Source organism: Aquitalea sp. FG25 (assembly GCF_057809375.1).
In genome coordinates this window covers 139864-161205 of sequence record NZ_JBMDJV010000011.1, presented here as the reverse complement: position 1 = coordinate 161205, position 21342 = coordinate 139864, and the positions used below count along the sequence as shown (strand labels likewise).

At 60.0% G+C, this 21342-nt stretch carries 19 protein-coding genes; 11 read left to right on the top strand and 8 right to left on the bottom strand.

Annotated elements, in window-relative coordinates:
• On the top strand, nt 1–578 hold a 578-nt coding region (locus ACODR9_RS11900), incomplete at its 5' end, for a hypothetical protein (RefSeq protein ID WP_488809492.1).
• Nucleotides 579–950: 372 nt separating this feature from the next.
• Nucleotides 951–1277 (top strand): hypothetical protein, encoded by a 327-nt coding sequence (locus ACODR9_RS11895; protein WP_488809491.1) that lies wholly within the window; start codon nt 951–953, stop codon nt 1275–1277.
• On the opposite strand, the gene ACODR9_RS11890 is transcribed toward ACODR9_RS11895, so the two are convergent.
• On the bottom strand, nt 1272–1796 hold the full coding sequence (locus ACODR9_RS11890; protein WP_488809490.1) for a cysteine hydrolase family protein: 525 nt from the start codon (nt 1794–1796) through the stop codon (nt 1272–1274). The genes ACODR9_RS11895 and ACODR9_RS11890 overlap by 6 nt on opposite strands.
• A 209-nt stretch (nt 1797–2005) precedes the next feature.
• On the opposite strand from ACODR9_RS11890, the gene ACODR9_RS11885 reads away from it, so the two are divergent.
• Nucleotides 2006–2587 (top strand): helix-turn-helix domain-containing protein, encoded by a 582-nt coding sequence (locus tag ACODR9_RS11885; RefSeq protein ID WP_488809489.1) that lies wholly within the window; start codon nt 2006–2008, stop codon nt 2585–2587.
• 2 nt (nt 2588–2589) lie between these two features.
• Nucleotides 2590–3120 carry a GNAT family N-acetyltransferase gene (locus ACODR9_RS11880; RefSeq protein ID WP_488809488.1) on the top strand — a complete coding sequence of 177 codons (531 nt, stop codon included), beginning with the start codon at nt 2590–2592 and terminating at the stop codon, nt 3118–3120.
• 89 nt (nt 3121–3209) lie between these two features.
• Here ACODR9_RS11880 and ACODR9_RS11875 read toward each other — a convergent pair whose 3' ends face one another.
• Nucleotides 3210–4529, bottom strand: coding sequence for an MFS transporter (locus tag ACODR9_RS11875; RefSeq protein ID WP_488809487.1), 1320 nt, complete (start codon nt 4527–4529; stop codon nt 3210–3212).
• A 187-nt stretch (nt 4530–4716) separates the two neighbouring features.
• Between ACODR9_RS11875 and ACODR9_RS11870 the strand changes: the two genes are divergently transcribed.
• Both ACODR9_RS11870 and ACODR9_RS11865 read left to right on the top strand, forming a co-directional pair.
• Entirely contained in the window at nt 4717–6864 is a 2148-nt protein-coding gene (locus ACODR9_RS11870) for an ATP-binding protein (protein ID WP_488809486.1), read from the top strand.
• Nucleotides 6865–6869: 5 nt separating this feature from the next.
• Nucleotides 6870–7460: a response regulator transcription factor gene (locus ACODR9_RS11865; protein ID WP_488809485.1), complete on the top strand. Its 591-nt coding sequence runs from the start codon at nt 6870–6872 to the stop codon at nt 7458–7460.
• 39 nt (nt 7461–7499) lie between these two features.
• Here ACODR9_RS11865 and ACODR9_RS11860 read toward each other — a convergent pair whose 3' ends face one another.
• Nucleotides 7500–8198, bottom strand: a complete 699-nt coding sequence (locus ACODR9_RS11860; protein ID WP_488809484.1) for a dienelactone hydrolase family protein — start codon at nt 8196–8198, stop codon at nt 7500–7502.
• Between the two features lie 285 nt (nt 8199–8483).
• On the opposite strand from ACODR9_RS11860, the gene ACODR9_RS11855 reads away from it, so the two are divergent.
• Nucleotides 8484–11150: a bifunctional diguanylate cyclase/phosphodiesterase gene (locus tag ACODR9_RS11855; protein ID WP_488809483.1), complete on the top strand. Its 2667-nt coding sequence runs from the start codon at nt 8484–8486 to the stop codon at nt 11148–11150.
• Here ACODR9_RS11855 and ACODR9_RS11850 read toward each other — a convergent pair.
• Nucleotides 11147–12073 carry a LysR substrate-binding domain-containing protein gene (locus ACODR9_RS11850; protein WP_488809482.1) on the bottom strand — a complete coding sequence of 309 codons (927 nt, stop codon included), beginning with the start codon at nt 12071–12073 and terminating at the stop codon, nt 11147–11149. The two genes, ACODR9_RS11855 and ACODR9_RS11850, sit on opposite strands and share 4 nt — an antisense overlap.
• A 109-nt stretch (nt 12074–12182) precedes the next feature.
• Between ACODR9_RS11850 and ACODR9_RS11845 the strand changes: the two genes are divergently transcribed.
• Nucleotides 12183–12791: an FMN-dependent NADH-azoreductase gene (locus ACODR9_RS11845; RefSeq protein ID WP_488809481.1), complete on the top strand. Its 609-nt coding sequence runs from the start codon at nt 12183–12185 to the stop codon at nt 12789–12791.
• Nucleotides 12792–12965: 174 nt separating this feature from the next.
• A complete protein-coding gene (locus tag ACODR9_RS11840) occupies nt 12966–14546 on the top strand; it encodes a sensor domain-containing diguanylate cyclase (RefSeq protein WP_488809480.1) in 1581 nt (526 codons plus the stop codon).
• 6 nt (nt 14547–14552) lie between these two features.
• On the opposite strand, the gene hemF is transcribed toward ACODR9_RS11840, so the two are convergent.
• The 4 genes from hemF to ACODR9_RS11820 all read right to left on the bottom strand — a co-directional run bounded on the left by hemF (nt 14553) and on the right by ACODR9_RS11820 (nt 18898).
• Entirely contained in the window at nt 14553–15461 is a 909-nt protein-coding gene (hemF, locus tag ACODR9_RS11835; protein ID WP_488809479.1) for an oxygen-dependent coproporphyrinogen oxidase, read from the bottom strand.
• Between the two features lie 431 nt (nt 15462–15892).
• On the bottom strand, nt 15893–16723 hold the full coding sequence (locus ACODR9_RS11830; protein WP_488809477.1) for an alpha/beta hydrolase: 831 nt from the start codon (nt 16721–16723) through the stop codon (nt 15893–15895).
• A gap of 109 nt (nt 16724–16832) precedes the next feature.
• A complete protein-coding gene (locus ACODR9_RS11825) occupies nt 16833–18194 on the bottom strand; it encodes an ATP-binding protein (RefSeq protein WP_488809476.1) in 1362 nt (453 codons plus the stop codon).
• Nucleotides 18191–18898 carry a winged helix-turn-helix domain-containing protein gene (locus tag ACODR9_RS11820; RefSeq protein WP_488809475.1) on the bottom strand — a complete coding sequence of 236 codons (708 nt, stop codon included), beginning with the start codon at nt 18896–18898 and terminating at the stop codon, nt 18191–18193. The genes ACODR9_RS11825 and ACODR9_RS11820 overlap by 4 nt, the downstream gene beginning before the upstream one ends.
• A gap of 160 nt (nt 18899–19058) precedes the next feature.
• On the opposite strand from ACODR9_RS11820, the gene ACODR9_RS11815 reads away from it, so the two are divergent.
• Both ACODR9_RS11815 and ACODR9_RS11810 read left to right on the top strand, forming a co-directional pair.
• Nucleotides 19059–21125, top strand: a complete 2067-nt coding sequence (locus ACODR9_RS11815) for a carbon starvation CstA family protein (protein ID WP_488809474.1) — start codon at nt 19059–19061, stop codon at nt 21123–21125.
• Nucleotides 21118–21306 (top strand): YbdD/YjiX family protein, encoded by a 189-nt coding sequence (locus ACODR9_RS11810; RefSeq protein ID WP_089083650.1) that lies wholly within the window; start codon nt 21118–21120, stop codon nt 21304–21306. The genes ACODR9_RS11815 and ACODR9_RS11810 overlap by 8 nt, the downstream gene beginning before the upstream one ends.
• Nucleotides 21307–21342: the final 36 nt, after the last annotated feature.

The window sequence follows — 21342 nt, the reverse complement described above, 5'->3', positions numbered from 1 at the left end:
TGAGAAGCAATATTTCCAACGGCTCAAGAGTGTCTAGAGAAGCCGGGGCGATTCAATGCATGCTTGTACCGTTACCCAACATCGAAACGCGTCGTCGCTATCTTAAGTATCACGATCTGCATCACTTGCTTACCGGCTACTCTGTTGGCCGAATTGGAGAAGGAGAAGTGAGCGCGTGGGAACTGGGCGTGGGTTCAGGCTTCATTTCCCCCACATTAGGACTGATGAATCTTATTGCGCTATCAACAGGTTTGGTGCTTCAGCCCAAACGCATGTGGCTTGCCTTTCGGCGTGGCTGCCGTAGTCGCTGTCTTTATCGCCCCGCTATGCGGGCACTTGTGGACGCAGGCCATTGGCTTGACCTTGCCTCTCTAAGCCGTGAGTGTCTCGAATCAAGAAAACCGCGTGTTCCCGCAGCCTTGCGGACTGTCGAGTTTGTCTGTTACTGCGCTACTGCCATGCTCATTCACGCCACAATTGCGGTGCCTGCCGTCTTTGCGCGCATCGTTACTGATATGCTGTTGGGGTATACTTTCTTTCAGGCTGTGAAGCCCGTTCGTCGTATGGATCTGTACTGACCATACAGCTGCCTGGACGGAATATATTGCCGAACTCATCCGCATTTCATCTTGGGCAGGTGAGCGTCTGGCTGGGTAGGCCAGCGCAGCTTCAGATGCAGCTGTCAAAATGAACCCTGGCAAGGGGGAGGTGGCACTGAGTCTGGAGTCGTATTTTTCGCCAAAACCGCAAGGTGGGAACGGCGAGCTTCCCCCTTTGATGCTGCCATCACCGCGCAATATCGATGCCCTGGCTCAGGACATCAACCAGAAATTCCGGCATTTCTCTCCGCCAACGGCATTCCGGCTGCACCTGCCAGTATCCAGTACGATAGTAAGGGCCAGCCGCAGTTTCCTGCCGATTACCCCTATGCGGCCTAGCTTAAGCAAGCCTTGACTGATAACCCGGGTATCGGACGCGAGCTGAGCACGGTTTACGCCTTGGGCGAATTCAAGAACGTACTGGATGACAGCCAGGCATTCCAGCAGGAATATGCCGCTGCGGGCAGCCAGGGTGAGCTGGACAAGGTGATCGCCAAGTATTCCCAGCTGTTTTCGGCTAATCCGCCAGCAACAAAATCCATCCTGATGATTGATGCTGATGGCCATATACGCATCGGTGAAGCCGCAGGCCCTTCTAGCACTGCAGCACGGACAAGGCGGCTTGAATGTCCGTTTGCAGTGTTGTCAGCCAAAGGCAGTGGGACTGCCGGGCTATAGTGCGGCAGTAGGCTGAACCAGCAAGGGCTGCGGCGTGGCATTGGTGGCGTCCCACACCGCATTGAAATGGTCGATGACCTGTTCACCGCTCAATGCAAAGGCGCTGAGGGTAGTGTGGCCATCACGGATGACGGTGACCTGAAAGCCGCGCGATACCGCATTGCGCAGGGTGCTGTCCACGCAGAAGTCTGTTGCGCAGCCACCCAGCCACAGCTTACTGACGCCCAGCGTGTCCAGCAGGGTGGCCAGCGGTGTGTCGCAAAAGCTGTCGCCATAGCGCTTGAAAATGCGGTGATCACCGGCAGCATGCTGTAGTGCCGGGTGTAGCTGCCAGTCGGCACTGTCCCGCTCCAGTCCGGCTTCCTCATGCTGTACAAACACGATGGGAATGCCACGCTGGCGTGCCTTGGCGATGGCCAGGTTGAGGTTTTCCAGCACAGTATCCAGCCGGACGGCAGGCAGATCGCCCGCCACAACGCCACACTGGATGTCCACAATCAGCAAAGCAGTATCTGGCATACCTCCTCCTTGGTGAGTGGATAGGATAATCGCTATTTCAAGATCATGCAGATTGGTGTTCTTTGCTGCTGCCCGTTTTCCGCTTCTGCGGACATGGCTTTGCTGTGGTTCCGCTTGCTTCGGTCATGCGTGATCAGGCCCATGCGCGGCGGGGTTCTTGCTGGATTTTTGTCTTGATATTGGGAAAATATTTCCTGTATATTGGAAATATGAATCTGGATACCCAATTAGCCACCCGCATCCGTACCTTGCGTAAGCAGCGTGGATTTTCTTTGGAACAGCTGGCTGAGCGCAGCAGTGTCAGCCGCTCGATGATTTCCCTGATTGAACGCGCCGAAACCAGCGCAACGGCAGCGGTGCTGAACAAGCTGGCCGATGCGCTGGGGGTGAATCTGGCCTCGCTGTTTGATGAGGAGGCCGCCGCCGGTGCTGCCTTGCCCCTGGCACGCGCTGCGGAGCAGCAGGCGTGGCAGGACCCGGCCTCTGGCTATGTGCGTCGCCATCTGTCACCGCATGGCTTTGGCTCACCGCTGGAGCTGGCCGAAGTCAGCTTCCCGCCGGCTGGCCGTGTGGTGTTTGACAATGCCATGCGCAGCATCATCACCCACCAGCAGCTGTGGATGCTGGAAGGGGAAATGGAAATCACCCAGGAAGGGCAGGTGTGGTTGCTGCAGCCGGGCGACTGTCTGGCCATGACCCTGGGTCAGCAAATCACTTTTCATAATCCGGGCAGCCAGCCCGCTCGTTATCTGCTTGCCTTGACGGCAAGGTCTTCATTCTCCGGGAAATAATCATGACCCAGCTGCAACAGGTTTCCTGTAACCATGAGCGCCATGCCGGTGCCATTCTGGAAATTTTCAACGACGCCATCGTCAACTCAACCGCCCTGTACGACTACAAGCCCCGCAGCCCGGACAGCATGGATGGCTGGTTTGCTGCCAAGCACCAGGGGGGCTACCCCGTCATCGGCATCGAGAACGCCGCTGGCCAACTGCTGGCATTTGGCAGTTATGGCAGCTTCCGCGCCTGGCCTGCCTACAAGTACACGGTTGAACATTCGGTGTATGTGCACAAGGACTACCGTGGTCAGGGGTTGGGTCGCCAAATCATGCTGGCCCTGATTGCGGCAGCCAGAGCACAGGGCGTACACGCCATGATGGGCGGTATTGATGCCAGCAATAGCGGCAGTGTGTCCCTGCACGAGAGCCTGGGGTTCCGCCATGTGGGTACCTTGCCTGAGGTGGGTTTCAAGTTTGGTCGCTGGCTGGACCTGGCCTTTTATCAGTTGCTGCTGGAAACCCCCTTGCAACCGGTGGATGGCTGAAGCGTCCATCCGCTGATGCCGTCTTGCCGACAATAAAAAGCCGTTCCCACAGTGGGAACGGCTTTTCCATGCCAGATTTGCGTTCTGTTTCAGCGCTGTGCTTCGGCATCAATCAGCGAGCGTTGACCCGTGTCACGCATAAACCAGCAAACCAGCAAGGTGCAGGCAATCACGCCGGTGGTGTACCAGTAAAAACCGCTTTCCAGATGGATGGACTTGAACCACAAGGCCAGGTATTCCGCAGTGCCGCCGAATACCGATACCGCAAAGGCATAAGGTACGCCCACGCCGGTGGCGCGGATGCTGGCCGGGAACAGCTCGGCCTTGACCAGCGCATTGATGGAGGTATAGCCGGAGACGATGACCCAGGCGCAGGCGATGAGGCCAAAGGCTTCCCACGGCCCGCTGGCATGGCGGATGGCGGTGAGTAGCGGCACGGTGAACAGGGTGCCCAGCAGGGCAAAGCCGATCAGCAAGGGCTTGCGGCCAATGCGGTCTGACAGCGCGCCGTAAATGGGCTGCAGGCACATGGCAAACAGCAGCGAGGCAGCCGATACGGCGGTGGTTTGCATGTCGGTCAGGCCCACCGACAGACGCAGAAATTTCTGCATATAGGTGGTGTACACATAAAAGGCCAGCGTGCCGCCCATGGTCAAGCCCACCACCAGCAGCACTTCTCTGGGGTGCTGGGCCAGCTGTTTCAGGCCGCCCATCGCTTTGGACTTCTTGCGCGCAGCTTCGAAAGACTGGGTTTCCGGCAGATTATGGCGCATGCGCAGGGCCAGCACCGCCAGGGCCGCTCCTACAAAAAACGGAATGCGCCAGCCCCAGGCGCGCAGTTCTTCCGCACTGAGTAGGAATTTCTGCAAGACCAGCAGCAGGATCAGGGCCAGCAGCTGGCCGCCAATCAGGGTGACGTACTGGAAGCTGCTGTAGAAACCACGGTGCTTGGAATCGGCCATTTCCGACAGATAAGTGGCGCTGGCACCGTATTCACCACCCAGGCTCAGGCCCTGCAGCAGCCGGGCCAGCAACAGAATGCAGGGCGACAGGATGCCGGCGCTGGCATAGGTGGGCGCACAGGCAATCAGCAAGGAGCCAAAGCACATCAGCAGTACCGAGGCCATCAGCGCGGTTTTGCGGCCCATGCGGTCGCCAATGTGGCCAAACAAAATGCCGCCGATGGGGCGAATGAAAAAGCCCAGGGCAAAAATGCCGGCAGTGGACATCAGCTGGGCGGTGGGGTCCTGTGCCGGGAAGAAGGCATTGGCAAAGTACAGGGCAAAGGCGGAATAGCAGTAAAAGTCGAACCATTCCACCAAGTTGCCGGCCGAGCCGACAATAATGGCATGCAGGCGCTTGCCGGATATCCGTTCGTGAGTAGTCGCAGTGGCAGTGGCGCTGGACATGGTGTCTGTCTCCTCTGGTGTGACGGGTTATGGATGGGTTTCCCGTTTATCGCCGTCTACTATGCGCAGCAGGGCGGTAGTCGGCATCCGCAACTTTGCCCTGATCGTCTCCGTAAAACTACGGAGGAGTGTTTCCGTCCGGCGGCCGTGCTGCTATGGTCTGTGCTTCCCCGGCCAAGGAGATGTCATGTCCAGCCCCAGTTCCAGCTCCAGCACACACCATGCCCGCTATTGGCGCTGGCTGGGGCTGACCATGGCTGCCATCGGCCTGATCGTGTTGAGTGCCAACTGGGCGGAGCGCCACGAACTGGCCACCCGCACCGCTGCCTTGCGTCAGGCCGCTGCTGCCCATGTACTGGGTTTGCGCGGGCTGGTGGAGAAACACGATTTCCTGCCCTACGCCGCAGCGCGCCACCCTGATGTGCTGGCCTTGCTGCAAGCGCCGCAGGACAGTGCATTGCGCCTGCGAGTGAACCATTACTTTGCCGATTTGCAGGCCACCACCGGCGCGGCGGCCTTGTTTCTAGTGGACCGCAACGGCCTCACCTTGTCGTCCAGCAACTGGAATCAGCCCTCCAGTTTTGTTGGCGAGTCCTACCGCCAGCGCCCGTATTTTGAAACCGCCCTGCAGGGGCAGCGTGGCCTGTTTTACGGGCTGGGGCTGACCACGGGCCAGTCTGGCTTGTTCATCGCCGAACCGGTACGCGGCCCGGCTGGCATCATGGGGGTGGCGGTGGTCAAGATCAGCCTGGAGCCTTTGCAGACGGCATGGCGACGCGGCATCGACCCGGTTTCGCTGCGCGATAGCCGTGGCGTGGTGTTTCTCAGTGCACAGCCCGAATGGCTGTTCCTGGCGCGCCAGACGCTGAGTGCTGCGGATGCCGACTGGATCAGCCGCCATCGTCAATACGGCAGCCGCAGCCAGTTTGCCGTGCTGCCCTGGCAGGTAAGGCCCTTGCCGGATTCGGCCGCCTATGGTCTGCAAACCACGGTGCAGGGGCAGCATCGTTCCTTGCTGGCGCTGGATACGCCCTTGCCGGAACTGGACTGGACGCTGACCGTTACCTCCGACATGAAAGAAGTCACCCAGGCACGGCAGCTGGCGCTGGCCTTGAGCACCTTGCTGCTGGCCCTGCTGCTGCTGGCCAGCCTGTACTGGCGCTTGCGGGAAAAACGCTTTGTCGAGCAGCGCAGCGCCCGGCTGGAACTGGAACGGCGGGTGGAAGAACGCACCCGCGACCTGGAAGAAGCCCATACCTTTCGCAAGGCCATGGAAGATTCGCTGCTGGTGGGCATGCGCGCGCGCGACCCGCAAGGCCGCATCATCTACGTCAATCCGGCGTTTTGCGCCATGGTGGGTTATAGCGCGGAAGAATTGCTGGGCTGCCTGCCGCCTTATCCATACTGGCATCCGGATGATCTGGAAAAACAGGCCAGGGTGAGCCAGGACGTGCTGCAGGGCAGGGTGGTGCCGCATGGTTACGAATCACGTATCCGCCACAAGGACGGCCATGATGTGATCACCATGATTTACACCGCCGCCCTGGTGGATGCGCGTGGCGTGCATCGCGGCTGGATGAGTTCGGTGGTAGACATTACGGCCCAGAAGCAGGCGGAAGCCCGCCAGCGCGATCAGGAACTGCGGCTGGAACGCAGCGCGCGGCTGGCCAGTGTGGGCGAAATGGCCTCCACACTGGCACACGAGCTGAATCAGCCGCTGATGGCGCTGTCCAATTTTGCCCTGGCGGCGCGGGCGCTGGCCGAGCAAGGCAATGATGCACTGCTGGGGGAGACGCTGAACGACATCATCGCGCAATCGCGGCGGGCCAGCGAAATCGTCAAGCGGGTGCGGGTGTTCATCAACCCGCAACGCGCACAATATGAAAACCTGATGCTGGAGGAGGTCATCACCCATGCGGTGGCCCTGCTCAAGCCAGAACTACAGCGCCATCATGTCCAGTTGCAGCTGCAGCTGGAAGACGGCCTGCCGCCAGTGCGCGGGGATAGCGTGCTGCTGGAGCAGGTATTGGTGAACCTGATTCACAATGCGTTGCATGCCGTGCAGCCGTTACCGGCAGGACAGCGCAGCATCCTGCTGCTTAGCCAGCGGGTGGCGCAAGGGGTGAGCGTGACCGTGGCGGATAACGGACCGGGCATTCCCGCTGCACAGCTGGAGCAGGTTTTTGCCCCGTTCTTTACTTCCAAACCCGATGGCCTGGGACTGGGGCTGAATATCTGCCGTACCATTGTCGAGGCCCACGGCGGCAGCATTACCGTGGAAAACCGCCCCGCTGGCGGCGCAGCGTTTACCTTTACCCTACCCATCGCCCCATGAAAGAAATGCCGCTTACCCTGTTTGTTGTCGACGATGATGAGGCCCTGCGCCGCTCCTTGCTGCTGTTGCTGCTATCGCAAGGGCTGGCCGTGCAGGCGTTTGACTCCGGCGAGGCCTTCCTCAGCGCCATTAATCTGCGCCAGCCCGGTTGTGTGATTCTGGATTTGCGGCTGGGGGGCATCAGTGGCCTGTCGGTATTTGAGCAGTTGTTGGCGGCGCACAGCCCGCTGGTGACACTGTTTTTATCGGCGCACGGCGATATTCCTACCGCGCTGGAGGCGGTACGCCGTGGTGCATTCGACTGGGTGGAAAAGCCGGATACCCAGCAGCTGCTGGACAAGCTGCCTGCCGCCATCGCCCTGGCCCGTGCCCGCGCCCAGGCTTTGCGGCAATGGGCCGAACTCACCCCGCGCGAACGCGAGGTGGCCCGCTTGGTTGGGCTGGGGCAGGCCAACAAGGAAATTGCCCGCGTGCTGGTGCCGCCCTGCGGCCATCGTTCGGTGGAAACCCACCGTGCCAATATCTTCAGCAAGCTGCAGTGTGCCAACGACAACGAACTGGGACGCTGGCTGGCCGCCCATCCCTGGCTGGATTAAAGCGGCGCTGCAGCCATGGCCAGCAAGGGCGGCGACTGCTTATAGATGCTCGGCCAGAAACTGCAGGCTGCGACCGGTAGCCAGCGCTGCGGCAGACTGGTTGTACACTGCGCGGCGGCCCCAGCAATTGAAGCCATGGCCCACGCCGGGATAATCGCAGAACACGGCATTGTGCTTGCCGGCAAAGGCCGCTTTCACAGCGGAGACGGCAGTCTGCGGAATATGGTCGTCATTGCCAGCGTAATGGAACAGGATGGGCTGGGTGATCTGCCCGGCGAGTGCCAGGTGCTGGTCGATGCCGCCACCATAGAAGCAGACCGCTGCATCTGCCTGACTGAGCGCGGCAGCGCGAAACGCCAACTGACCGCCCAGGCAGTAACCCAGGGTGGCCACCTTACCGCTGACGTCCGGGCGGCTGCGCAGCAGGGCAACCGCAGCGGCAACATCGCTGGCTGCCTGGGCGGTATCTACTGTCTGGTAATAGCCGAATGCCTCCTGGGTGCCTGCCTCATCGTAAGTCAGGTCCACACGCGGCTGCAGACGCCAGAAAATGTCCGGTGCCAGCACCACATAGCCCGCCAGGGCGTATTGGTCTGCCACGGCCCGGATATGTTCGTTTACACCCCAGATTTCCTGCACCAGCACGATACCCGGCCCGGTGCCGGTGGGGGGGAGTGACAGATAGCCGCCGAATTGCTGACCGTCTGAGGTGGGGATGTCGATCCAGCTTGCGTTCACGGGAAACTCCTTTGTGTGAGAGTGCATCGGAATGGCCATCGGGCTGGCAGCCCGCAGGCATGAAAGGGGGCAGGGCAGGGTCAGGCGCCGTTGTCGTGACATGTTCGGCCAGGCCTGCCCTGCATGATCTTGGCTATGTCGTAGCAGGCATGGCTTTTTCAATAGTGATGCGCAGAAAATGCGTAGTGCCATTTGGCTGGCTTCGATCAGGTTTGCAGAAAGTTATGTCAAAAAGGCCAGCTTTGCTACCATGATAGCTGTCGCTTACCAACAAGCATTTCTCTCATGAAGCAGCACGCGCAACGCATGTTCATTGTGTTCTTCCTGCTGCTGTTTCTGGGCACGGCGGCCCTGATTGCCTTTCTCCTGGGGGTGGCCTACCAGGAAAAGCAGCGTCAGGCCGAGGTGAATGCCCGTAATGTGGTGGAAGCGCTGGAAGCCAGGCTGGAAGCCACCTTGCGCCGCAGCCAGGCCACGCTGGAAGAACTGGCACGGACTACCTCGCCAGCTGTCATGTCATTGGCGGTGCGCAATGAACACGGCAGTGCCATGCAAAGAGATCTGGCCTTGCGTGCCAGCCACTTTCCGGAAATTGTCGGACTGCGCTTGATCGATGCCCAGGGCAATGTGCTGTATGCCTCCGATCACGCCTTGCCTAATGCGTCGGTGCGAGACCGCAGCTATTACATTGCCTTGCGCCAGAATCCCCAGATACCGCTGTTTTTTTCCGAAGTGACAATCGGGCGGCTCAATCGCACCCGCCAGTTGTACATGGCCGTGCCCATGCGCAATCCGCTGGGCGAATTTGCCGGCATTGCCATGGCGCCGCTGGACATTGCCTATTTTCAGAAGCTGTTTGCCAGCATCGACCTGGGCCCGCACGGGGTGCTTACCTTTCGCCGCAGCGATGATGGCCGGCTGGTACTGCGCATGCCGGCCGTGGTGGGCACGGTCAACCAGAGTCTGCAAACCAACCAGATGTTCCAGCATGTTACCAGCGGTGAGCAAAGCGGCCTGCTGCGCTATTCCTCCAGCATGGACCAGGTGGACCGGGTATACGCCTTCAAGCGGGTGGGGGAGTTTCCTTTCTACTTGGGTGCGGGCATTGCCAGCATGGATTTTCTGGCGCAATGGCATGCCACCTTGCTGGGTACGGTGGTGGTCAGTTTGCTGGTGTTGCTGGTGCTGGGTTGGCTGCTGTACCGCTTGCAGCGCTCGGAGGTGCGTCAGCAGGATGCCACGGCAGATTTGCAAGCCAGCGAAGACCGTTTCCAACTGCTGATCAATTCGGTGGGTGAGGGCATTTGTGGCATGGACCATGACGGGCGCTGCATCTTTTCCAATCCGGCGGCGCGCCGACTGCTGGCTTATCAGGAAGATCCCGCCGTGCTGAAGGTGGATTTGCTGTCGTTGATCCACCAGCACCTGCCAGATGGCCAGTTTTTGCCTGCGGAAGACTGCCCCATTCGCCAGGCCTTGCGTCAGGGCCACAGTGCCCACGCTGAGGATGATGTTTTCACGCGGGCGGATGGCACGCTGCTGGCAGTACGTTACGATGCCTATCCGCTGGTGAAGGATGGGCGGGATATTGGCGCGGTGCTGTTGTTCCAGGATATTGGCGAGGGCAAGCGTCAGCAGCAGCAGATTGCCTTTCTGGCACACCATGATGTGCTGACCGGCCTGCCCAACCGCATGCTGGCGGAAGAACATTTTTGCCAGCTGGTCAGCCTGGCCCAGCGCCAGGGCGGCATGCTGGCCATGCTGTTTCTGGACCTGGATGGCTTCAAGACCATCAACGACTCGCTAGGCCACGATGTGGGCGACGAAATGCTGCAAGCGGTGGCGCAGCGTTTGCGCACCCTGCTGCGTGAACACGATACCGCCTGCCGGCTGGGTGGGGACGAGTTTTTGCTGCTGTTGCCCGGCATTGCCAGTGTAGACGTGTTGCTGCCACTGGTCGGGCGCATCCTGCATGGGCTGGAGGCACCATTCACGCTGCGCAGCCACCAGCTATCCACCTCGGCATCCATCGGGGTGGCGCTGTATCCGGTAGATGGCGATGACTTTACCACCCTGATGAAAAAGGCGGATACCGCCATGTATCACGCCAAGGATGCTGGGCGGAATACCTGTCGGCTGTTTGATGGCGCCATGCATGTGGAGGCGCAGGAAATGCTGCGTCTGCGCAGCCAGTTTCTGACCGCACTGGAGAGCGGCCAGTTTGTGCTGCATTATCAGCCACAGCTGCGGCTGGGCGATGAGCGGGTGCTGGGGGTGGAGGCGCTGGTGCGCTGGCAGGATGGCGAAACCCTGATTCCGCCAGCACAGTTTATTCCCATGGCAGAGAGCAGCGGCCTGATTGTGCCGCTGGGCGAATGGGTGCTGCACGAAGCCTGCCGTCAGGCCGTGTCGTGGCAGTCCTGTTACGACAGCCCGGTGGTGGTGGCCGTTAATCTGTCTGCCGTGCAGTTCAAGCGCGGCAATCTGGAGCAGGCGGTGGCCTCTGCCTTGGCCGGCAGTGGACTGGCACCGCATCTGCTGGAACTGGAGCTGACCGAAAGCACCTTGCTGCACCAGACCGAAGCCGTGCTATCCACCCTGCACCGGCTTAGCCAATTGGGCGTGCGGCTGGCCATTGATGACTTTGGCACGGGCTACTCCAGCCTGGCCTATCTCAAGCGGCTGGCAGTCAATACGCTGAAGATTGACCAGTCTTTTATCCGCAACCTGGCTTTCGATCCCGATGATGCCAATATCGTGTGCGCCATCATCGAAATGGCCCACAAGCTGCAGTTGCATACGCTGGCCGAAGGGGTGGAAAGCCGACAGGTTGCCGACTTGCTGCTGCAGATGGGGTGTGACCAGGTGCAAGGTTATTATTTTTCCCGCCCGGTGCCGATTGACCAGTTGCAGCATTATTTGCGCAGTCGGCAAGCCAGCGCACAGGCTTAGCCCGGAGGCAGGTAGGAGGGGTGGCCAGGCGGAATCAGGTCGGTCACCAGAAAGTCGATGAAGGCGCGGATGGCTGGCGACAAGCCGCGCCGGGAGGTGAAGGCGGCATGCAATATGCCCCACGGGCTGTCGAAGGCGGGTAGCAGTCTGACCAGCCGGCCTTGCTGCAAGGCCTCGTCGCACACCATCACCGGCAGGGCGGCCACGCCCAATCCGGCCATGGCGGCCTCCAGCAGTACCAGCAGGTCGTCGGTCATCAGGCGCGGGTTGTCAATCTGCAGGCTGTAGGTGTGGCCGGCCTGATCCAGTAGCTGCCATTGACCGCGCCCGTCCGGACGGCTCATGGTGAGCGCTGGCAGCCCTGCCAGTTCTGCCGGTGACTGCGGCATGGGGTGCTGTTGCATGAAGGCCGGGCTGGCCACCAGGATGACCTGGCTTACCGCCAGCTGGCGCACCACCAGATTGGCGCTGTTGTCTATGCTGTTGCGCACCCGTAGCGCGACATCAATATTGTCTTCTATCAGGTCTACCCGTCGGCTGGTGGCTTCCAGTGCCACCCGCACTTGTGGATAGCGTTGCATGAAGCGTGGCAATACCGGGGCCAGCAGGGTCTTGGCCAGCAGTTCCGGGCAGCTTACCCGCACCAGGCCGCGCGGCTCGGCGGTAATGCGCGAGATGGCATCGTCAGCGGCTTCCGCCTCTGCCAGCATGGCCTGGCAGTGCTGGTAATAACTGCTGCCCACCTCGGTCAGCGCCAGGCGACGGGTGGTACGTTGCAGCAAGCGCACACCCAGCCGCTCTTCCAGCTCGGCCACTCGTCGCGACAGGCGCGACTTGGGAATGCCCAGCATGCGGCTGGCGGCCATGAAACCACCAAATTCCACCACCTTGGCAAAGTAAAGCAGGTCGTTAAGGTCTTGCATCTTATTGTCCTATAGGTGGAACAATGTTTCTTTTTTTAGCAGTCTAGTCATGATTAGCAACAAAAACTACTATTCAGCCATACCCAACTGCACATAAAGGAAGTCCGCCATGAAACTGTTGCACCTTGATTCCAGCATCCTCGGTCAGAACTCTGTTTCCCGTCAGCTGACTGCTGCCGTGGTAGAGGCCGTGCGTGCCAAGCACAGCGATGTTCAAATCAGCTATCGCGATCTGGCTGCCCAGCCGATTGCCCACCTGTCCGGTGAAATCATTGGTGCCAATTTCACTGCTGAAGCCGACTGGACTGAAACCCAGCGCAGCGAGAGCGGGCTGAGCAATGCGCTGATTGAAGAATTCCTGGCCACGGATGTGCTGGTGATTGGCGCACCGATGTACAACTTCTCCATTCCGTCCCAGCTGAAAAGCTGGATCGACCGCGTTGCCGCTGCTGGCCGTACCTTCAAGTACGGTGCCAATGGCCCGGAAGGCCTGGCCGGTGGCAAGAAAGTGGTGATCGTATCCAGCCGTGGTGGTGTGTACTCTACGGAACAGGGCCAGTTGATGGACTTCCAGGAAGACTACCTGCGCACCGTACTGGGTTTCCTGGGCATTACCGATATCGCCTTCATCCGCGCCGAAGCGGTCAATATGGGTGAAGACAAGCGTGCTACTGCCATCTACGCTGCCAAAGATGCCATTGCCAAACTGGCCATCTGATTGCTGTTTGCTGTGAAAACGGGCCTGTCAGGCCCGTTTTTTATTGCATGACGTTGAAAATTGGCCTGCCAGGGTGTGCAAATTTTGCCCACTATTACTTGTCAACATAAATAAAGTACGGTCTTATGCTGACAAGGGTGTTGCTGGTGAGTGGACAAGATGCGCAGGATATGGTTGGGGGACGTCGTTCTGGATCATCAGCCGGCCTTTCGGTTTGGTCTGGCGCTGGTGATCATGCTGCTGCTGGCATCCAATGGCTGGTATGCCTACACGCGTTCGCTCAGCTTGGCCGACCAATACGCCCACCATGCGGTCATCGGTGTTAACCAGCATTTTTCCCGCATCTTCGGTTTCATCGACACCATCCAGTCCGAAACGATCAATGAGCTGCAATGGGGCAAGCCGCATCAGAATGCGGAGCAGTTGTTTGCTGCGCTACACAATCCCCCCGGACAAGCCTTCTATGCACTCGACAGGCTGCCGCGACCCTTCACCCACACGGAACTGGGCAATCTCACCGGGCTGGGACAGGCCACCAGGCTGGATGCACTACACCGCCACGAAATTGCCGTGATACTGGGGATGGCCCCGATATTGACGGCAGCCTATCGCCATCTGGGGGATCAGGGCGTGGCCTGGGTGTATTACGTTTCCAACCAGCAGTTCATCTACATTTACCCGTTCACCCCCTCCTCCAGCTATCACTACAGTCCGGCCACCGCCGCCGGCCAGTTTTGGCGCATGGTCCAGCCGACAGTCAATCCGCAGGGCCGACGGGTGATCACGCCGGTGTATATCGACCAGGCTGGCAAGGGGCAGATGCTCACCATCAGCCAGCCCATCTGGGTGGGGCAGCAGTTTCGTGGAGCCTTGTGCATCGATGTCAGTATTTCCATGCTCAATCGCCTGCTTGGCAATGTTGAGGCCCCGCTGGGCAGCCTGTATCTGCTGAATGCTCAAAACCAGGTGGTGGCAGCCAGCAATGAGCAGGCGCTGCCACAGGAAAATCTGCTGGAACTGCCAGTCACTGCCGAGTACAAAGCGGGTGCGCGGGCGCATGTGCAGGTATTTGCCGTGGGCAATACCGGCATGCGGGTGGTGCACTACCTGCCCAATTACTGGCTGGCTCGAGAGATAGCCAAGGGGTGTGCGCCTGGCATGGTGGCGGCGCTGCTGTTGTGGCTGGCCCTGCTGCTACTGCTTCGCACCTTGAGGCTTAACCGCGAATTGCGCCGTTTGTCCGAGCACGACGCCCTCACCGGTGCGCTCAACCACCGTGCTTGCCAGGCCATGCTGGCACAGCTGTATCAGGCGTATCGGGAGCATGGCACGGTGTTTTCCCTGGTGATGGTGGATCTGGATCATTTCAAGAAGGTAAACGACAGCTTTGGCCATGCCATGGGGGACGAAGTGCTGAAGGTGTTGGTAAGGCTGGCGCACCATCTATTGCGCAGTGAGGACAAGGTGGCAAGGTTAGGCGGCGAGGAGTTTGTGTTGATTCTGCCTGGCACCGATTTGCGTGATGCCATGAAAGCAGCGGTCCGCCTGCGTCTGCAGCTGGAGCGGCTGCACTGGAACAAGCTGGGCTTGCCGGGCAAGGTGACGGCAAGCATGGGCTGTGCAGTGGTGCTGGCCAGCGACAGGCATGCCGGTGCGGTACTGAAACGGGCAGACGATGCCATGTATCGTGCCAAGCAGGAGGGCCGCAACCGGGTGTGTCTGGACTTGCATGGCCAGCCACCCGGGGTGCAATGATGGCGCTTATACCCAGTTGCGGGCAGGCAGAAAGCGCTCGTACAGTACGGCCTCTGCGCTACCCGGTTCCGGCTGGTAGCCGTATTCCCAGCGCACCAGCGGTGGCATGGACATCAGGATGGATTCGGTGCGGCCACCAGTTTGCAGGCCAAACAGGGTGCCACGGTCCCATACCAGGTTGAATTCCACATAGCGGCCACGGCGGTATAGCTGGAATTGCCGCTGGGCGTCCGTCCACGGGGTCGCCTTGCGTTTGTCCACGATGGGGACATAAGCGCTGACAAAGCCCTGACCCACCGCCTGCAGAAAGTCAAAGCTGCGTTCAAAGCCCCAGGCGTTCAGATCGTCAAAAAACAACCCGCCTACACCGCGTGCCTCGTTGCGGTGCTTGATAAAAAAGTATTCGTCACACCATTTTTTGTAGTCGGCATACACACTGTCGCCAAAGGGCTGGCACAGATCGCGTGCCACCGTGTGCCAGTGAATCACGTCTTCTTCTACCGGATAGAAGGGAGTGAGATCAAAGCCGCCACCAAACCACCATACCGGCTCGGCCCCATCCTGCTCGGCAATAAAAAAGCGCACATTGGCATGACTGGTGGGCACATGCGGGTTTTCCGGGTGAATCACCAGCGATACGCCCATGGCTTCAAAGCGGCGGCCTGCCAGTTCCGGGCGGTGTGCGGTGGCCGATGCCGGCAGGGCATCACCACTGACATGGGAAAAATTTACCCCGGCCTGTTCGAATACCGCGCCCTTGCTCAGCACCCGGCTGCGTCCACCGCCACCTGCCGGACGCTGCCAGGCGTCCTCGACAAAACGGCCCTGACCATCGGCCTGCTCCAGCGCAGCGCAGATATGGTCTTGCAACTGCAGCAAAAAGGCTTTCACCTTGTCGGCATGGGGGTGGCTCATCGCAATATCCTGGGTGGTGGTGTGGCTGGCATTGTAGCAGAGGGGATTCTGGCTGCTGCATTGGTGTGGGCCGCAGCGCATGCAGAAAAAAAGAACCCGCCGGGAAGGCGGGCTGCACATCGTCACACAAAGGACAGAGGAGTACAGGTCTGTTGCCAGACCCTTACAGATACAAAGCAAGAGACTTGTCGCAGGCTCGGGGGTGTCTGCGGCAAGGCCGTCTGCATGCAACACAGTGTGCCAGAGCCAGCATGCAGTACTGTGCGGCTAGCGTCCTGCCTGTGTGCCCGCGCTGTGCCGGCTTGGTGACGGTGGGTGACAAAGCGCCGGACTTTGTTGCGAATGATGAAGCGCTGGAACTTGGGCCGCCGGAATGACAACAGGGCCGCCACGCGATGGCGTGGCGGCCCTGTCGGGATGCGCTGGCGGATTCAGGCGGTGACGGCGTCTGCCGGCCACTGGCTGGCGGTAGCGCGGCTGGTGTCCTTGCGTGGTGCCGGGCGCGCCTGGAAGAAGTCCACGCTGCGTGCCAGTACGGCCATGCGTTCGTTATCCACCAGAATCATGTGATAGCTGTCCGACAGCGGCATGAAGTCCACCGGTCCGCCCAGATGTTTTTGCAGATGGTGCGCCGAGCGCGGGCTGGTGATGTCGTCTTCATCGGCATGCACAATCAGCGTCGGGCAGGTGATCTGCCCCAGGCGTGGCATGAGCTGGCGGCGCAGCTTGTCGACTTCGCGAATACAGGCCAAGGGGACATAGGGGTAGTGAAAACGCTCGCCACGCTCAAAGCGCTGCTGGATCAGCTTGCGGATGCGCGGGTTTTTGATGCCGAAGGGCTCGGCTTCCGGAATGCGCATGCGGCGTGCCATGCCTGGCAGGATATAGCCCAGCGGGCGCAGCCAGGTCAGACGCGGCAGGCTCCAGCCATCCAGAAACAGCGGCGGTGCATACAGTGCCAGCTTGTCCTGATGATTTTCCAGCCGCGCCACTTCCAGTGCCACCAGTGCACCCAGACAAACCCCGGCCAGATGGACCACGCCATGGCGTTGTTTCAGCGCCCGGTATTCCGCCCGCATGCTGTCTATCCATTCGGTCCAAGCAATGTCCAGCAGATCGGCTGGTACCGTGCCATGCCCGGGTAGCAGCGGTGCATGGGTGACGATGCCGACATCTTCCAGGGTGCGACCCAGCGAGCCCAGGTCGTAGACAGTTCCACCAAGCCCGTGGATCAGCAGGGCAGCAGGTCGGGGAGAGCGCATGGCAATTCCACATACTGAAAAATAAACAGCCTGCAGTATGTGGTGTTACGCAGTGCGGGTCTGTCGGCTTCGTGTCCGCGCTTTGTGACGAGCTGTGACCCCATGGCGGTCAGCTCAATGCAATGCGCAAGGTCAGTCGGGCTCCGCCCAAGGGGCTGGTGCCGGCAAAGGCACTGCCACCGTGGTGTTCGGCAATCAGCCGCACATAGGACAAGCCCAGGCCATAACCGCCGGTGGCGCGGTCACGGCTGCGGTCCAGTCGGCGGAAGGGTTCGAAGATACGTTCACGGTCGGTTTCCGGGATGCCATGCCCATCGTCATCCACCTGGATTTCCAGCATGGTGCCCTGGCGCTCCACAATCAGGTGTACCTGGTGCTGGGCATATTTGAAGGCGTTGAGCAGCAGGTTGCGGCTGGCCACGTAAATCAGCTTGCGGTCAAAGGTGGCCTGGCCGCGTGCGCAGTCCATGGTGAGGCGGATGCCCGCTGGCTTGAGCGGCTGGACCAGATCAATCAGGTCGTCGAACCAGTCGTACAGATCCACTTGTTCGCGTTGCAGGATGGCTTCGCCCCGGTTGAGCTTGGCGTATTCCATGCTGGCGGTAATCAGTTCTTCCAGCTCCTGCATGTCGCGTTCCATGCCGTCGCTGTAACGGCGGCGCTCGTCTTCGTCGTCCTCTTCTTCCAGCATGGTCAGGCCAAAACGCAAGCGGGCAATGGGGGTGCGGATTTCATGCGCCACCGCATGGCTCATGGCCTGGTGCATTTCCAGCAGCCGCTCCAGCCGGGCGGCCATGCTGTTGAGGGCGGTGGACAGCGGGGCAAATAATCGGCTGTGCGCCTGCGGGGTACGCACGTGGAAGTCGCCATTGGCAAACAGCTCGGCGGCATCGCGTACCGATACCAGGTCGCGCCACATCGGTCGCAAATAGAAGTACATCAGCAGGCCCAGCGTGCTGCCGGTGAATACGATCCACAACAGCAATACCTCGATGTCCTCGGTAATCCAGCCACTGTCGTTGCTGTTGGGGGTGGCGTCCAGCGGGCCGAGCAACAGCATGCGCTTGTCGTCCGGCAGCGGGATGTAGAGCAGGTTGTTGTCGAAATCCAGATAGGTTTTGCCGCTGCTGAAGTTCTGTTTGCTTTCCGGGTCCAGGTCGGCAGGCAAGCTGGAGATCAGCTTGACCGGATAGCTGAAGTGACGGACCAGTTGCGGCAAGGCGTGTTCGCGGGCAGCCACGGGAACGCGTTGCAGCTCTTGCACCAGCAGTGAGGCCGGGCCGTCCAGCATGCGGCGGGCGTTTTCGCTGTCGCTGTTCTGGTACAACTTGCCCAGCATGAAGGCAAACCCGATGATGATGGCCAGCTCTGCTGCCATGGCAATGATGAAATAGCGGGCAAACAGCGTGGCCAGCGATGCCTTGCCAGCCCGTGGTTTGCGGTCTGGCCGCAAGGAGGCGAGTTTCATCATTCCCAGTCGCTACGTGAAAACAGATAGCCCTTGCCGCGTACGGTCTTGATGCGGGTGGGAGAGTCCGGGCTGTCGCCCAGTTTTTTGCGCAGCCGGGAGATGCGGGCATCGATGGAGCGGTCCAGCCCGTCAAAGCCGATGCCGCGCAGCTCGTTCATGATGTCATCACGCGACAACACCTGGCCGGCATGGCTGGCCAACAGCCATAGCAGGTCGAACTCTGCCGTGGTCAGCTCCATTTCCTCGCCGCTCAGATAGGCGGCGCGGGTACCCTGGCTGATCGTGAACTGGCCGAAAACCAGTTCGTCGTTGTCTTCGTTTTCACCGCTGCCCTCATCGGCGGCACCGCGACGTAACAGGGCGCGCACCCGTGCCAGCAGTCGGCGCGGTTCCACCGGTTTGGCCAGATAGTCGTCGGCTCCCAGTTCCAGCCCCAGGATTTCATCTACGTCTTCATCCCGCGCGGTCATGATGAGAATCCGACCGTGATAACGCAGCCGCACTTCGCGGCAGACGTCGAACCCTTCCTTGCCGGGAAGCATGACGTCGAGGATCACCAAGTCGGGGCGGGTATCCAGGATGACATCGGCCGCGGTGTCGCCACGACCGTGCTGGCTCACCTGATAACCATGCTTGGTCAGGTAGGCGGCAATCAGTTGGGAGAGATGGATGTCATCTTCGATGATGAGAATATGGGGTGCCATGCGGTATCTGCCAGAAACAATGGGAGAAATAGTATCACCATCCTGGCAGATGGCTTGTAATTCCGAATCCATGCGAAGAGAATGAAACGCGTGTTTTCCATGCACATTCAGGCCGGTCCCGATGTCGGCCCATGATTAATTCAAGGACAGAGAAAATCACATGCAACGCTTAAAGGAATGGGCAATCTGGATTGCCGTCGGCCTGGCGGGCGCCATCGCCTTTGCCGTGGTGGCATTGAACCGAGGAGAGCCGGTCAATGCGGTCTGGCTGGTAGTGGCTGCCGTGTCGGTGTATTCCATCGCCTACCGCTTCTACAGCCGTTTTATTGCCAACACCGTGCTGGAGCTGGATGCCAAACGGCTAACCCCGGCAGAAAAGCACAATGACGGCCTGGACTATGTTCCCACCAACAAGTGGGTGGTGTTTGGTCACCACTTTGCCGCCATTGCCGGTGCTGGCCCGCTGGTGGGCCCGGTGCTGGCCGCGCAGATGGGTTATCTGCCGGGTACCTTGTGGATTCTGATCGGCGTGATGCTGGCCGGGGCGGTGCAGGATTTCCTGGTGCTGTTTTTGTCCATGCGCCGCGATGGCAAGTCGCTGGGCGAAATCATCCGCCTGGAGCTGGGCCCCATCCCTGGCGTGATCGCTTCCATCGGCATCCTGATGATCATGATCATCCTGCTGGCGGTACTGGCGCTGGTGGTGGTCAAGGCGCTGGCTGGCAGCCCGTGGGGGACATTCACCATTGCCTGCACCATTCCGATTGCCTTGTTCATGGGGGTGTACACCCGCTTCATCCGTCCGGGCAAGATTGGTGAAATCTCGGTTATCGGCTTCATTCTGCTGATGCTGGCCATTGTTTACGGTGGTGATGTGGCCCACAGCCCGACGCTGGCGCCGCTGTTCACCTTCCAGGGCACCACGCTGGCGTGGATCCTGATCGGCTACGGTTTCATTGCCTCGGTACTGCCGGTATGGCTGCTGCTGGCTCCGCGTGACTACCTGTCCACCTTCCTCAAGATCGGCACCATCCTCGGCCTGGCCATCGGTATTCTGGTGGTGGCACCGAACCTGCACATGCCGGCGCTGACCAAGTTCATTGACGGCAGTGGCCCGGTATTTGCCGGTAATCTGTTCCCCTTCCTGTTCATCACCATTGCCTGCGGTTCGGTATCCGGCTTCCATGCGCTGGTGGCTTCCGGCACCACGCCCAAGCTGATCGAGAACGAAACCCACGCCCGTGCCATTGGCTACGGTGCCATGCTGATGGAAAGCTTTGTCGCCATCATGGCGCTGATTGCCGCCTGCGTGCTGGACCCGGGCGTGTACTTCGCCATGAACAGCCCGGCTGCCGTCATCGGCAAAACCGCCGTGGATGCAGCGCAGGTGATTTCCGGCTGGGGCTTTGTCATCACCCCGGATGTGCTGACGCAAATGGCCAAGGACGTGGGCGAATCCACCATTCTGTCGCGTGCCGGTGGCGCGCCGACCCTGGCGGTGGGGATGGCGCACATCCTGTCCGGCGTGATTGGCGGCAAAACCATGATGGCTTTCTGGTACCACTTTGCCATCCTGTTTGAAGCGCTGTTCATCCTCACCACCATCGACGCCGGTACCCGTGTGCTGCGCTTCATGATTCAGGATTTGCTGGGCATCTTCATCAAGCCGATGGCCAATACCGAATCCTGGGTGGCCAACCTGGTGGCCACCGGCCTGGCCGTGGCTGGCTGGGGCTACTTCCTGTATCAGGGCGTTGTGGATCCGCTGGGTGGTATCAATACCTTGTGGCCGCTGTTTGGCATTGCCAACCAGATGCTGGCGGGTATTGCGCTGATTCTGGCCACTGTGGTGCTGATCAAGATGCAAAAGCTGCGCTATGTGTGGGTAACGGCAGTTCCCACCATCTGGCTGCTGATTGTCACCCTGGTGGCCGGTTGGCAGAAGCTGTTCCATGCCAGCCCGAAAATCAGCTTCCTGGCCCACGCCGACAAGTTCTCCGCTGCTGCGGCCAAGGGTGAAATGCTGGCCCCGGCAAAAAGCCTGGCACAGATGCAGCAGATCATCTTCAATGATTATGTGGATGCCACGCTGACCGCCATGTTTATTGCTGTGGTGGTGGCCATGCTGGTGTTCTCCGTCAATGTCATCCGCAAGGCGCTGGCCGTGAAGTGGGTTACCACCAAGGAAGTACCGGCGGCCTATCGCGAAGGAGAAGCCAATGTCTGAGTGGTTGCGTCAGCTGACCGAAGCGGCGCGGCTGATGGTGGGGGTGAAGGATTACGACAAATACGTCGCCAGCCGCCGCCGTTTCAGCCCTAACGCGCCAGTGATGAGCCGCGAGGCCTTTTTCGCCCATTGCCAATCCGAGCGTTACGGTGGCAAGTCGATGAAAAAGTGCCCCTGCTGATTTCCGGTCAGCCATAGAAAAACCGCCCGACTCCGG